The organism is Aggregatibacter kilianii, from assembly GCF_003130255.1.
GTDB lineage: Bacteria > Pseudomonadota > Gammaproteobacteria > Enterobacterales > Pasteurellaceae > Aggregatibacter > Aggregatibacter kilianii.
In genome coordinates this window covers 219,291-233,051 of sequence record NZ_NRCN01000001.1, presented here as the reverse complement: position 1 = coordinate 233,051, position 13,761 = coordinate 219,291, and the positions used below count along the sequence as shown (strand labels likewise).

General features: G+C 43.2%; 8 protein-coding genes. 5 read left to right on the top strand and 3 right to left on the bottom strand.

The annotated features are described in order from the left end of the window. Positions 1-148 precede the first annotated feature (148 nt). From tdeA to DK428_RS00960, 3 genes are all read right to left on the bottom strand, one after another. Entirely contained in the window at positions 149-1,519 is a 1,371-nt protein-coding gene (tdeA, locus tag DK428_RS00970) for a toxin/drug exporter TdeA (protein WP_109064095.1), read from the bottom strand. 85 nt (positions 1,520-1,604) lie between these two features. Beyond that, on the bottom strand, positions 1,605-3,536 hold the full coding sequence (locus tag DK428_RS00965) for a MacB family efflux pump subunit (RefSeq protein WP_109064094.1): 1,932 nt from the start codon (positions 3,534-3,536) through the stop codon (positions 1,605-1,607). A gap of 19 nt (positions 3,537-3,555) precedes the next feature. Continuing rightward, positions 3,556-4,749, bottom strand: coding sequence for an efflux RND transporter periplasmic adaptor subunit (locus DK428_RS00960; RefSeq protein ID WP_109064093.1), 1,194 nt, complete (start codon positions 4,747-4,749; stop codon positions 3,556-3,558). 273 nt (positions 4,750-5,022) lie between these two features. On the opposite strand from DK428_RS00960, the gene glnS reads away from it, so the two are divergent. The 5 genes from glnS to glgX all read left to right on the top strand — a co-directional run bounded on the left by glnS (position 5,023) and on the right by glgX (position 13,756). Then, a complete protein-coding gene (gene glnS / locus DK428_RS00955; protein ID WP_162616582.1) occupies positions 5,023-6,702 on the top strand; it encodes a glutamine--tRNA ligase in 1,680 nt (559 codons plus the stop codon). Between the two features lie 70 nt (positions 6,703-6,772). Beyond that, positions 6,773-7,216 carry a YcgN family cysteine cluster protein gene (locus tag DK428_RS00950; protein WP_109064136.1) on the top strand — a complete coding sequence of 148 codons (444 nt, stop codon included), beginning with the start codon at positions 6,773-6,775 and terminating at the stop codon, positions 7,214-7,216. Between the two features lie 91 nt (positions 7,217-7,307). Further along, the gene (gene malQ, locus DK428_RS00945) at positions 7,308-9,407 is read left to right on the top strand and encodes a 4-alpha-glucanotransferase (protein WP_109089999.1); all 2,100 of its coding nucleotides are present in this window, start codon (positions 7,308-7,310) and stop codon (positions 9,405-9,407) included. A 12-nt stretch (positions 9,408-9,419) separates the two neighbouring features. After that, positions 9,420-11,612 (top strand): 1,4-alpha-glucan branching protein GlgB, encoded by a 2,193-nt coding sequence (gene glgB, locus DK428_RS00940; RefSeq protein ID WP_109064090.1) that lies wholly within the window; start codon positions 9,420-9,422, stop codon positions 11,610-11,612. A gap of 134 nt (positions 11,613-11,746) precedes the next feature. Further along, on the top strand, positions 11,747-13,756 hold the full coding sequence (glgX, locus tag DK428_RS00935) for a glycogen debranching protein GlgX (RefSeq protein WP_109064089.1): 2,010 nt from the start codon (positions 11,747-11,749) through the stop codon (positions 13,754-13,756). Positions 13,757-13,761: the final 5 nt, after the last annotated feature.

The window sequence follows — 13,761 nt, the reverse complement described above, 5'->3', positions numbered from 1 at the left end:
GTGCGGTTAGTTTTGGTGACGTTTTATTTGAAAAACAGTCTGAAAACCGACCGCACTTTTCTCTCAAACAAAAACGGCGCTTTATTATTAAGCGCCGTTTTTATGTTTATCCCCACCACAAAGTGCGGTGGATTTTTATGATGTTTTATTAGCGGGAGTAATAACCCGCCATGGAGCTGTAAACGGCGTTTTCCGCTTGGATCATATTGTATTTGGCTTGCAGAATAGAAAGCTGTGAGCTTTTTTCCGTATTGGCTGCCGTCAACCATTCGCGCAACTCAGACACTCCCGCGTTGTAGCGGTTGCGGTAATATTGTGTAATGCGTTGGTTATAGGTGTGGGTTTGTTGCATGTTGGAAAAGTGGCTTTGCGCTTGAGTAAACGCGTAGTAGTTGGTGTCCACGTCATTTAATGCCGTGGTGATACTTTTTTCGTAGTTCAAACGGGCTGTTTCGTAATCCGCTTCAGAAATTTTCACGTTCCATTTTACGGTGTTCCAATTTAAGAATGGCAGCGTAATACCAACGTTACCGGCGCCAATAGAGGAGAACGTAGTCGCTCCGGTTTGATTGGTAGAGTTACGGCTTAAGCTGCCGCCCAAGGTAATTTCCGGGAACCAGCTTTTTTCAGTGGCTTTGGCATTTTTGAATGCACTGCTTAAACGTGCTTGATAGCCTTTAACATCAGGACGGTTGGCGATCACGGAAACCGGCACGTTTAAATTCACGCCCACAGTTTTCACGCTCAAAATATGCGGGAAGTTGATGTTTAATGCGTCATCCGGTTTTAAGTTCAGCAAATTGCGTAAGGTTTTTTCTGCATTTTTGCGGTTGGTTTGCAAGGTGATCAAATTATTACGCGCCGTTAATACCGCTTGTTGAGCCTGATCTACGCTGGCACTGTCTGCGACACCTTGTGCCAAGCGATTTTTCATGATGTTGCTGATGTCGGTGTAATACTTGATGCTTTCTTGTGTGGTGCTAATAGCGTCATTTAAATATGCAATTTGATAGTAGGTTGTTACCACCGAGTTGATTAAAGAAAGGCGGGTGGATTCCATATCTTCGATGGTGGCTTTATGCAACCATTCCGCAGCATCGGCTGTATCCGCTAAGCGGCGCCATAAATCTAACGTATAAGACACATTTAACGCGCCGGTATGTGTGATCGCCGAATTGCCACCATGGTTGATCTCTTTTTGAGCAGAGGATTTTGCCGCACCGCTGAAGGCTGGAATTAAGTTTGCTCCGGCAAGGTTTGCGCTATACAGTGCTCGGTTTACAGAAACCGCGGCTTTGGCTAAATCTTTGTTGTTTATTAGGGCTTGTTCGACCACTCGGTTTAGTTGCGCATCGTTATAAAGTGCCCACCAGTTGTCTTTAATGTTGTATTGCTTGGTGATGTCTTCATATTGTTTGTAATTATCGAGGCTGGCTTGATAAGAATCGCCAATATTGGCACAACCGGCGAGGGATGTTGCCATCACAATGGCTAAGGTTAATTTTTTCATTTTTAACATTGTTTATCCTTATTAAATATAAAGGGGCTTTTATTCAGCCAAAAGTGCGGTCGATTTTAACTGCATTTTTGGGGTTTTACAAAATCTATTCACGTGCTAATGCCGTAATCGGATCCAGTTGCGCGGCGCGTTTGGCCGGCATATAACCGAACACTACACCGATTAAGGTGGAAAATGCGACAGCGGCAATAATTGAGGCAGTCGAAAATGCCATGGCGAAATCGCTCATGAATGTATTAAACAGCAATCCGATTACGCCTGAGAGCAGAATGCCAGTTACCCCGCCGATTAAACAAATAAGCACTGCTTCGATTAAAAATTGCTGCAAGATGTTGGATTGTCTTGCGCCGATTGCCATGCGCACACCGATTTCTTTGGTACGTTCCGTCACTGACACCAACATAATGTTCATTACGCCGATGCCGCCAACGATCAAGGATATGAAAGCGATAGAGGAGATGAGGAGTTTCATCGTGCTTGTGGTGCTTTCGATAGTTTGTTTGATGGTATCGCTGTTCATAATAAAGAAATCTTTTTTGCCATGACGCATTTGGAGCAATTCGGTAATGCCTTTTTCTGCGACGGTACTATTGACCGAGTCGGAGACTTTTACCGTGATGGACGCGATTTTTTTGCTGCTGGAAATTTTGTTCATTACTGTAGAGTAAGGCGCATAAATATTTAATGAACTGCTGGCACCGCCCATTTGTCGGTCAGACACTACACCAATAATGCGTAACGGTCGCTTATTAAACATGACGATTTTGCCGAGCGGATTTTCATGGGGAAAAATGGATTTTTTCGCACTTTCATCAATTAACGCCACAGACTGATTGTTACGAATATCCTCTTGTGTAAACGTATTACCTAGTTTTAACGTAAGCCCTTCCACATCAAAAGATTGTTCGCTAACGCCTTTTAAACTGGTCGATGAAAAGGTTTGGTTGCCGTAAATCAACGTGCCGCTGGAGGTACTGTTTGGCGTAACACTTTGTACATAGCTTTGATTGCTTAAGGCGTTGGCGTCATTTACCGTTAAATTTTGCATTTGTTCTGCACGTCGATCACCAAAGCCGGTACCGTTAAAAATAGTCATGGTGTTTGTGCCGATGCCTTTAATGTTTTCCAAAATTTTTTGTTGCGAACCGTTCCCTAATGCCACGACGGACACTACGGAGGTAATGCCGATAATAATCCCGAGCATGGTTAATAAGGAACGCATTTTGTGGGCAACAATGGCACTGACGGACATACGAAAGGCTTCCATCAGCTGATCTTTGCTAAAACCAAAACGCCCTTTAAAAACACTTGAATTTTTGACCGCACTTTTCACCGGATGGGTTTGCGTGTCGCCAATAATTTCACCGTCTTTAATTTCGATGACACGGTTGGCACTGGCGGCGATCTCGCGGTCATGAGTCACCATAATAATGGTGTGTCCTTCGGAATGCAGTTGACGCAGAATTTCCATGACATTTTCGCCACTTTGCGAATCCAAAGCACCGGTGGGTTCATCCGCTAAAATGATTTCGCCACCGTTCATCAAGGCGCGAGCGATACTGACCCGTTGTTGTTGACCGCCGGAAAGTTGGTTGGGCTTATTTTGCCATTTATCTCCTAAACCGAGTTTTTCCAATAACTGTTTGGCACGCGTTAGACGCTGTTCTTGCGACATTTCCGCATAGATTGCCGGCAAGGCCACATTTTCTGCGGCGGTGAGACTGGAAAGGAGGTTATAGCGTTGGAAAATAAAACCGAAGGTTTGGCTACGTAAATCGGAAAGTTGATCGTTGCTGAGTTCCACGGTTTCGTTGTTATGAATTTTATAAGAACCGCTGGTGGCCGTGTCCAGACAGCCGATGATATTCATGAGCGTCGATTTGCCTGAGCCCGATTGCCCGATAATTGCCACGAAATCGCCTTTTTCAATATTCAAAGAAATGTCTTTTAGAATATGAACGCGATTTTCTCCCGTGCCAAAGTAGCGGTTGATATTTTTCATTTCAATAATATTCATTGGAAATTTCCACCGCACTTTAGAAGATTCGTGGGCCGCGCATATTATTGCCAACAGTTTCACCTGCGGCAACTTGTGACACGATCACTTTTTCACCCTCGGCGACCCCGGATTTAATTTCCGTTTGGTAATCATTTTGTACCCCGATTTCCACTTCACGTCGTTCCGGTTGGTTGTTGCCGTTCAATATGTTCACAAAGGTTTTGCCGTGTTGTGTTTGAACCGCCATGTTAGGTACGGAGAGTACGTTTTTGGCTTCGGCAATTTTGATGTTGTTTTCTGTTGTCATGCCGATACGCAACACCTGGTCAGGATTATCTACAACAATATTGGCGTAATAATACACCGCACTTGAGCTTGAACTGCTCGAGCCGGAACTGCCGGAACTCGAACTGCCGGAGCCGGAGGAATTATCACTGATGGTTGTTGTTGCCGGATCGACAGAATCAATTTTGGCGTGATAAACTTTTTTATTGTCAGAAAGAATGGTAAAGCTCACCGATTGACCGGCTTTGACTTTGGTAATATCACCTTCAGAAATTTCCGGTTTAATACGCATTTTGCTTAAATCGGCTATTTTGACAATAGTCGGTGTTGTTTGATTGGAGTTTACGGTTTGGCCTTCGGAAACCGGCGTAGAAATCACGGTGCCATCAATCGGCGCGGTGATTTTAGTGTAGCCAACATTCGTTTCGGCGGTATTTACTTCAATTTCTGCTTGCTTAATATTTTCTTGAATAACATTCATTTCCGCTTTGGCGTTATCTAACGTTGATTTGGCGGTATTCAAGGTATCTAACGAAGTGGCTTTTTGGCTGTAAAGTTTCGATAAACGATGGTAATTGGATTGCGCCACATCATAAGCCGTTTTACGGGCGATTAGCTGTGCCTGATAACCGGCTAATTCTGCTTTACGGGTATTTAACGTATTGATTTGCGTTGTGGAATCAATATCGGCGATTAAATCCCCTTTTTTTACTTGCTGTCCTAAGGTGACATAGAGTTTTGTGACCTTACCGGAAACTTGCGCCCCCACATCGACGGTATTGACACTTTCAATAGAGCCTGTCGCTACAACATTTTTTTCAATATCGCCGCGTTGAACGGCTTCCGTTAAGTAACTTGCTTGAGCATCGGTATCTTGTGTAAAAAAATAACCGCCGGCAATGACGGCGGCAGCGACTAAAGCAATAATTAGAGGTTTTTTGGTCATATTTTTCTCAAAAGGCTAATAAAACAGTACAAACATAAAGAAAAAGGATTAACAAATACTTAATTTAATGAATGAACGTTCATTTAGTTGCGTATTTTAATGGGAAAAGGAATTTTTTGCACGAAAAATCTCAAAAGTGAGACAGGGATTTTCAGCGCAATTCGTTTTTTCATGGCAAATAACATAGGTGTTCTTTTAGATAAATTTTAGCTTTCAATGAAAAATGTGTAGAATAGTGGGGTTATTGTTTTATGTATCTTTATTGAGAAAATTATGACTAATCCAGAAACAAATTTAGAGAATAAGAATCCGGAAAGTGCCCGTACGCACAACTTCATTACCCAAATTATTGATGAAGATTTAGCTTCCGGTAAACACAAAAGCGTTCACACCCGTTTTCCGCCTGAGCCGAATGGCTATTTGCATATCGGTCACGCCAAATCTATTTGCTTAAACTTCGGCTTGGCAAAAGAATATAACGGGTTATGTAACCTACGTTTTGACGATACCAACCCGGTGAAAGAAGATGTGGAATATGTGGATTCCATCAAAGCCGATGTGGAATGGTTGGGTTTCAAATGGGAAGGTGAACCGCGTTACGCTTCCGATTATTTCGATGCGCTTTATGGCTATGCCATTGAGTTAATCGAAAAAGGTTTAGCATATGTGGATGAGCTTTCACCGGACGAAATGCGTGAATATCGTGGCACGTTAACCGAGCCGGGTAAAAACAGCCCATATCGTGATCGTAGCGTAGAAGAAAACCTAGCGTTATTCGAGAGAATGAAAAACGGTGAGTTTGCGGAAGGCACGCTTAGTCTGCGTGCGAAAATCGATATGACATCGCCGTTTATGGTGATGCGCGATCCTGTGATTTACCGCATTAAATTTGCCAGCCATCACCAAACAGGCGACAAATGGTGCATTTACCCGATGTACGATTTTACGCATTGTATTTCCGATGCCATCGAACGCATTACACACTCAATATGCACATTAGAATTCCAAGACAACCGTCGTTTATATGATTGGGTGTTGGAAAACATCAGTATTGAGCGTCCGTTGCCGCACCAATATGAATTCTCCCGTTTAAATTTAGAGGGCACATTAACCTCTAAACGTAAGTTATTGAAATTAGTGAATGAAGGTATTGTGGATGGTTGGGACGATCCGCGTATGCCAACCATTTCCGGTTTACGTCGTCGTGGTTATACCCCTGCTTCATTACGTGAGTTTTGTCGCCGTATTGGTGTAACTAAACAAGATAACGTTGTAGAGTATTCAGCACTTGAAGCATGTATTCGTGAAGATTTAAACGAAAATGCACCGCGTGCAATGGCGGTGATTGATCCTGTTCGTGTTGTGATTGAAAACTTTGAAGGTGAAGAAACTTTAACGGCACCAAATCATCCAAATCGCCCTGAATTAGGTGAGCGTCAATTACCGTTTACGAAAGAGCTTTACATTGATCGCGCTGACTTCCGTGAAGAAGCGAACAAACAATATAAACGCTTAGTATTAGGCAAAGAAGTGCGTTTACGTAACGCTTATGTAATTAAAGCGGAACGCGTGGAAAAAGATGCCAACGGTGAAATTACCACGATTTTCTGTACTTATGATCCAGAAACCTTAGGTAAAAATCCGGCGGACGGTCGTAAAGTAAAAGGCGTTATCCACTGGGTTTCTGCGGTTAATAATCACCCGGCTGAATTCCGTTTATATGAACGTCTTTTCACTGTGCCAAACCCGGGCGCTGCAGAAGAAATCGAAAGCGTGTTAAATCCAACTTCATTGGTCGTGAAACACGGTTTTGTAGAACAAAGCCTAGATAACGCGGAAGCTGAAAAAGGTTACCAATTTGAACGCGAAGGTTATTTCTGTGCTGACAATAAAGACAGTCGTGCAGAACATTTGGTATTTAACTTAACGGTAAGCCTAAAAGAAGGCTTCTAAGCCGATAGCGCATAAGGTGCGGTCGTTTTTCGTGATGAATTTCGACCGCACTTTTATTTCATTTTTTACTATGCAATTGGCCCCTAATTTCTGGCAACACAAACACCTGCTCGACATGAATGACGACGAATGGGAAGCGTTATGTGATGGCTGTGGAAAATGTTGTTATCGTAAATACATTGACGGTTATGGTAAACATGAACGCTTGTATTACACACGCATTGCCTGCAATCTGTTAGATTTGGAAACCGGAAAGTGCGGTAATTATTGTGAACGTTTTAAGCTGGAAGAAGATTGTACCAAGCTGACCAAAGATAACTTACCGGATTTTGAATGGTTGCCTTCCACCTGTGCCTACCGCCTGCTTTACGAGGGAAAACCTTTGCCCCAGTGGCATCCATTAATCAGTGGTGATCCTGATAGCGTGAGAAAAGCCAATATTTTGATTCAGCACGGTATTCATGAACGTGATGTAATTGATTGGTTTGATTTTATTCTTGACGGAGATCACTAATTTACATTAAAAACATTGTAATTCTTTCAACCTTCTCTAAAATACTCATAAATCGTTAGTTTTTTATCGCTGTATTTTGTTGTAGGTTTGTATGCAAGTTTTTGACTCTTTAAAACAATCAGCCGAAAAAGTCGGCATCTCCCTTTCCCATTACGATATTGACGGACATTTAATTTATGCACCGCCGGAAACGGTGCGTTACTTTACCGAGCTGTTGCAGCCACCAAACAATCGACACATAAATAAAGGTGCTTTTCATGATGTGTTTGCGGCCTTCGAAAATGAACCGATACACTATGATTTAACCCGCTTGTCCCTCACTGATGCCTCGTCATTACATTGTTCGATTCTTGATGAGCAAGGCAAAAAATGCTTTGAACAGACGTTTTCTTCTCCCCAATCTCTTACATTACCTTCGTTGCCGTTTGGCTATTATCAACTCCTTCTTGCCTCCGCAGAACAACAATTCACCGTTCGTCTTTTGGTTACGCCGCGCACGGCATACCAACCGGACGTGCTAAAAAATAAAAAAGCTTGGGGCATTAATGTTCAATTATATAGCTTACGCTCTAAAACGAATTGGGGTATTGGTGATTTTGGCGATTTGGCTTATTTAATCGAGCAGGGCGCAAAACAGGGGGCGGATTTTATCGGCATTAATCCGTTGCACATGCTATATCCAGCCGTGCCGAATTGGGCGAGTCCGTATAGTTCTTCCTCCCGTCGTTGGTTGAATTTTATTTATTTAGATATTCCTGCATTGCCTGAATTTAAACTCTGCCGACGTGTGCAAAATTGGTTTAATACTGATGAAATTCAGAAAAAAATCGCTTCTTTACGCGAACAGGCGAGTGTGGATTATACGCAAATAACAGAGCTAAAACTGACCGCACTTGAGGGCTTGTTTGCTTTCTTAAAGCGCAGTAAATCCGCTCAAATTATTGCCCGCCGTGATGAATTTAATGCGTTCGTGAAAGCACAAGGAGCGGTGTTGTTATGGCAAGGGTTGTTTAATGTGTTAGATCGTATTGAACATCAACACCAAGAAGCGGAAGAAAATACCATCGGTTGGTTAGGTTGGCGCAAAGAATGGCAAGTGTTAAGCGACAGTAAACGCAAAGCGTTATTAAAAGAACATGCCGAACAAGTGGAATTTTTTGCATGGCTACAATGGCTCACTACAGAACAATTGGCCGAATTGCAAGAGCGTTGTCATCAGGTAGGAATGCAACTGGGGATTTATGGTGATTTAGCGGTTAACAGTTCCCGTGGCAGTGCAGATGTATGGTCGGATCCGGAATTATATTGCGTTAATGCTTCAGTGGGGGCGCCGCCTGATCCGCTTGGTCCGGTAGGACAGAATTGGAATTTACCGCCTTATAATCCAAGCGTTCTCAAAGCTCGAGGATTCCAACCGTTTATTGATATGCTACGTGCCAATATGCAAAGTTTTGGTGTGTTGCGTATTGATCATGTGATGGGGCTATTTCGTTTATGGTTAATTCCGGAAGGCAAAACCGCCGCCGATGGTGTGTATGTGCATTATCCGTTTAACGAATTAATGGCTATTCTTGCCATTGAAAGCCAACGTAATCAATGTTTGATTATCGGTGAAGATTTAGGCACCGTGCCCGATGAAGTGCGGTGGAAATTAAACGAGTTTCGTATTTTCTCTTATTTCGTGTTGTATTTCGCACAACGCAACAAAATGTATCCGCTCAAACAGGATTATCCGCAACATGCCTTTGCCACTATTGGTACGCACGATGTGCCGTCACTACAAAGTTTCTGGCATTGCCGTGATTTAGAATTATTTGGTCAGTTGGGGATTTTACAGGGAGAGGTGTTAACACAAAAATATGAGCAACGGGTGATTGATAAACAAGCCCTGTTAGATAGTTTACACCGCGATAATTATTTATTGCCTGATTATTGGGGCGATGCTTTAAGTATGGCAATGCACGACAATTTGAATCGTCAAATTCACCGCTATTTGGCGGAAAGTCAAAGCCAATTGGTAGGCGTGCAATTAGAAAACTTATTAAGCCAAGAGATCTCTTTTAACTTACCGGGAACTTCGACGGAATATCCGAACTGGCGTAAGAAATTAAGTCAATCATTAGAACTGATTTTTGATGATCCGCACATGACGTCATTTCTTTCTTTCATTAATCAAGCCCGCAAAGCTTAGCGAGGATTTATTATGACCCAATTAGTAGCGCAATCCGTTATCAATCAATTTTTTGATGGAACACATTCCGATCCCTTTGCCGTGTTAGGAATGCACGAAACCGACAACGGCATTGAAATTCGAGCGTTGTTGCCCGATGCCAATCGTGTGTTTGTAATTGAAAAAGAAAACCAAACGACACTCTTTGAATTGACACGCTTGGATGAACGGGGATTTTTCGCCGGTGTGGCGCCGAAAACACGAGATTTCTTTGTTTACCAATTACAGGTGTATTGGGGCAAAGAGTCACAGATTATCGAAGACCCGTATCGTTATCACCCGATGATTAATGACTTGGATCAGTGGCTTTTATCGGAAGGTTCATTCTTGCGTCCGTATGAAGTGCTAGGCGCTCATTTTATTGAATGTGACGGTGTGTCGGGAGTAAATTTCCGTTTATGGGCGCCGAATGCCAAACGGGTTTCTGTGGTCGGTGATTTCAACTATTGGGATGGCCGTCGTCACCCGATGCGATTACATCCATCCAGTGGTGTGTGGGAGTTGTTTTTACCGAAAGTGTCATTAGGACAACTTTATAAATTTGAATTAATCGATTGCCATGGCAATTTGCGCTTAAAAGCCGACCCTTATGCCTTTTGTTCACAGTTACGTCCCGATACAGCGTCACAAATTAGTGCGTTACCGGATGTAGTCCCAATGACGGAAGCCCGTCGCAAAGCCAATCAATGGGATCAACCGATTTCTATTTATGAAGTGCATTTAGGCTCTTGGCGTCGTAATCTCGAAAATAACTTCTGGTTGGATTACGACCAAATTGGTGATGAACTCATTCCTTATGTACAAGAAATGGGCTTTACCCATATTGAATTTTTACCGCTTTCCGAATTCCCGTTTGATGGCTCTTGGGGGTACCAACCGCTCGGCTTATATTCGCCGACCAGCCGTTTTGGCACTCCGGACGGTTTTAGACGTTTGGTTGAGCGCGCCCATGAGGCCGGGATTAATGTGATTTTGGACTGGGTGCCGGGACATTTCCCAAGCGATACTCATGGTTTAGCCGCCTTTGACGGAACCGCGTTGTATGAACACGCTGATCCGCGTGAAGGGTTCCATCAAGATTGGAACACGCTCATTTACAACTACGGTCGAAACGAAGTGAAAAACTTCCTCTCCAGTAACGCTTTGTACTGGATTGAACGTTTTGGCATTGACGGCATTCGGGTGGATGCGGTGGCTTCGATGATTTATCGTGATTACAGTCGTGCCGAAGGAGAGTGGATCCCGAATAAATACGGTGGACGGGAAAACTTGGAAGCCATTGAATTCTTAAAACACACTAACTGGAAAATCCACAGCGAAATGCTGGGAGCTATTTCTATTGCAGAAGAATCTACTTCCTTCGGTGGCGTCACCCATCCATCGGAAAACGGCGGTTTAGGCTTTAATTTTAAGTGGAATATGGGTTGGATGAACGACACGCTTTCCTATATGCAAAAAGACCCGGTTTATCGCCAGTATCACCACAACCAAATGACATTCGGCATGATTTATCAATATAGCGAGAATTTCGTGTTGCCGCTTTCTCACGATGAAGTGGTGCATGGAAAATGTTCTTTACTCGGCAAAATGCCGGGTGATGCATGGCAAAAATTCGCTAACTTGCGTGCGTATTATGGCTATATGTGGGGTTATCCGGGCAAGAAATTGTTATTTATGGGTAACGAATTTGCCCAAGGTCGCGAATGGAATTATCAAGAAAGCTTGGATTGGTTCCTATTGGATGAAGGTATTGGTGGCAGATGGCACATCGGCGTACAACAATTAGTGAAAGATTTGAATAAAATTTACCGCGAAAACGCACCGCTCTTTGAGTTGGATTCGGATCCACAAGGCTTTGATTGGTTAGTGGTGGATGATGCGCAAAATTCCGTGTTTGCCTTTGAACGTCAAAGTCGTTCGGGTGAGCGGGTGATTGTCATCAGTAACTTCACTCCGGTGCCACGCCATGATTATCGCATTGGTGTTAATGTCGCCGGTAAATATCATGAAATTTTAAATACCGACTCCGCTTTCTATGAAGGTTCTAATGTCGGAAACTGGGGCGAGGTGGAAAGCGAGGCGATTCCAAGTCACAACCGAGAAAACTCTATTTCGGTAACGATTCCGCCATTGGCAACGGTTTATTTGAAGTTAAAAGATGAGTAGTAAATGCCTAATCCGTGGGTATTGATACCCACGGTTAAGAAACGTTTTCAATTAGAGCGCAATACAACAACCCCAAGAGGTTGGATTATGATTAACCTAAGGTAACTTGTACCCTAGGCAACAGTGAAAGAGATATGTTTAGAATTCATAATAACGGTACACCAACACCATTAGGTTATTCCCAATTTATCGAACAAGGTGAAACTATCACTAATTTCGCACTTTATTCCTCTGTGGCGGATGCAGTGGAGTTATGTCTCTTTGCAGAAGGCAAAAAAGAACAGCATTTTGCCATGGTGAAGACAGACAATGTCTGGCACTTGGCACTTGAAGGCGTGACATTCGGTGTGCAATACGCCTTTAGAATCTCTGCTGAAAATGACCGCACTTTGGCTAATCCAAACAAGCTTATGCTTGATCCTTATGCCAAGGCGGTAGTGGGAAAACCGGATTTAAGTTCAGCAGAAGTGCGGTCGATTTTTCAGTTAAATGATCCGCGCGACAATGCTGAGGTTGCACCGAAAGGGCTGATTATTAACACTGAATTTGATTGGAAAAATGATAAAGCCCCGAATACGCCTTGGTCTCAAACCATAGTGTATGAAATGCATGTAAAAGGCTTTAGCCAATTACAAACCGCCTTGCCGGAAACCTTACGCGGTACTTATGCCGGTTTGGCGCATCCCCACAGTTTGGCGTATTTAAAAGAGCTAGGCATTACTGCGGTGGAATTATTGCCGATAAATTACTACGTAAATGAACCGCACTTGCAAGAAAAAGGCTTGCAAGATTATTGGGGATATAACCCGTTGGCGATGTTTGCCGTGGAGCCGAAATATTGCTCACAAGCGAATAGCGAGAATCCGTTACATGAATTTAAAAGTATGGTGAAAGCCTTGCATGAAGCCGGCATTGAAGTAATTTTAGATGTTGTATTTAACCATACGGCAGAATCAGAAAAAACCTTCCCGACTTTTAGTCAACGCGGAATTGATGACCGGACGTACTATTGGCAAAACGAACAAGGGGAATACATTAATTGGACGGGCTGCGGCAATATGCTAAATCTATCCAATGATGTCACTCGAAAATGGGTAGTAGATTGCCTGCGTTATTGGGTAGAAGAGTGCCATGTAGATGGTTTTCGTTTCGATTTAGGTACGGTGTTAGGGCGTGAATCGCCGGATTTCAACCATCATGCCAAACTGTTTGACGGCATTGCCCAAGAGCCCGGTTTACAACAGGTGAAATTTATTAGCGAGCCTTGGGACATTGGACATTATGGTTATCAGCTAGGCAATTTCCCGCATTATTTTGCCGAGTGGAACGACCGTTTCCGGGATGACATGACTCGTTTCTGGCTATGGAAAAGCGGTGAAGTCGGCGCCTTTGCCGAGCGTTTGGCGGGCTCAGGTGACCTGTTTAAACTGGAAGCCCGCCTACCGCACACAACATTGAATTTTATTACCGCTCATGACGGTTTTACCTTGCGTGATTTGGTCAGTTATAACCATAAACATAACGAAGCCAACGGTGAAGAAAATCGTGACGGTCGAAATGAAAATTACAGTTACAACCACGGCATTGAAGGAAGTCAATTAGATCTTAATGACGAGTACCAAAGTGCAGTGGAAAATCAGCGTGTTTTAGCGCAAGGCGGATTGTTGGCGAGTTTGTTGTTAGCGAACGGTACACCGATGTTGCTTGCTGGGGATGAATTCGGTAATACGCAATTCGGCAACAATAACGCCTATTGTCAGGACAATGAAATCACTTGGCTTAAATGGCAGGATTTTAATCAGGAATTATTTGACTTAACCAAGCAACTCATTGCGGTACGCAAACAAATTCAAAGTTTGCGACAGGATGTTTGGTGGTCGGATGAAAATGTCACTTGGCTGAATATTGACGGAAAATCAATGCAGGTCGAGGATTGGCATAATCGTGAAAGCAGAGCGCTGCAGGTAGTATTAGATCAGCAATGGCTTTTCTTAATTAATGCGAAAGCAGAATCACAGTCTTTTACATTGCCACACATGATGAATGGTCAATGGAGGGCAGTAGCAGGTACAACAAACTTAACGATTCAACAACATCAAGTTGAAATAGGCGGTATGGCGTTTTGTGTGTTGCGGAAATATTAATTATG

What these genes read in the sequence shown, in the direction of transcription:
- DK428_RS00950 (WP_109064136.1), top strand. Translation starts at nt 6,773, where the DNA reads ATGCAATTGGCCCCTAATTTCTGGCAACACAAACACCTGCTCGACATG.
- tdeA (WP_109064095.1), bottom strand. Translation starts at nt 1,519, where the DNA reads ATGTTAAAAATGAAAAAATTAACCTTAGCCATTGTGATGGCAACATCC.
- malQ (WP_109089999.1), top strand. Translation starts at nt 7,308, where the DNA reads ATGCAAGTTTTTGACTCTTTAAAACAATCAGCCGAAAAAGTCGGCATC.
- glgB (WP_109064090.1), top strand. Translation starts at nt 9,420, where the DNA reads ATGACCCAATTAGTAGCGCAATCCGTTATCAATCAATTTTTTGATGGA.
- glnS (WP_162616582.1), top strand. Translation starts at nt 5,023, where the DNA reads ATGACTAATCCAGAAACAAATTTAGAGAATAAGAATCCGGAAAGTGCC.
- glgX (WP_109064089.1), top strand. Translation starts at nt 11,747, where the DNA reads ATGTTTAGAATTCATAATAACGGTACACCAACACCATTAGGTTATTCC.
- DK428_RS00960 (WP_109064093.1), bottom strand. Translation starts at nt 4,749, where the DNA reads ATGACCAAAAAACCTCTAATTATTGCTTTAGTCGCTGCCGCCGTCATT.
- DK428_RS00965 (WP_109064094.1), bottom strand. Translation starts at nt 3,536, where the DNA reads ATGAATATTATTGAAATGAAAAATATCAACCGCTACTTTGGCACGGGA.